The organism is Pseudomonas meliae (assembly GCF_001400515.1).
GTDB classification, from domain to species: domain Bacteria; phylum Pseudomonadota; class Gammaproteobacteria; order Pseudomonadales; family Pseudomonadaceae; genus Aquipseudomonas; species Aquipseudomonas amygdali.
Genome location: NZ_LJQT01000032.1, coordinates 1 through 554 on the forward strand (window position 1 = coordinate 1; position 554 = coordinate 554).

A 554-nucleotide genomic window follows, 5' to 3' on the forward strand; every position below is an offset into this window, starting at 1 on the left:
GGTACTGCGTATTTTCCGGAGCGCCGTCTTCAATCCAATCGAAGCCATCGCTCTGAACGCGTTGGCGCTTGGCGGGCGTGTCAACGTTCCCGGGCTATTTGATTCCGACAATGCCAAGCATGCACGCGTGGTACAAACCATCCTTGCGCGGGCCAGCCAGCACATGGAAGCTGGAGACCGTGACATTTCCGCAGAGGAGCTACATCAAATGCTGGCTCCCCGGAGCGAGTTCCTGCGCCATGTGGGATCTGCGATTGTCAACGGCATGAATGCCAGCTTTGAGGCAATTCCCGCCCTGGTTCGGAAGCTTGGATATGGTGAGGCTCCATTGGCCGAACGTATTCCGTATCAAGACCTGGCTGTGCCCGACACGTCGCGGCAGCCCGCACCCTGAATCATAGTCGACGCGATCTACTGGACTTCACGAGCAGCAGTCAGGCGGGTAGCATGGTTTTTCACCGTGCTACCCTCGCCATCGCGGATGCTCCCACATTTGTCGGCACTACGGGTCAATCTGGGGCTACCGTCGACTGGGCAAGCGCAGATTTGGCTAA

The 554-nt window shown here is 58.1% G+C and carries 1 pseudogene; it reads left to right on the top strand.

Going from position 1 to position 554, the window contains the following annotated elements:
- A pseudogene (locus ALO64_RS01500) lies at nt 1–394 on the top strand (XopB/HopD1 family type III secretion system effector); the annotation flags it as partial.
- Nucleotides 395–554: the final 160 nt, after the last annotated feature.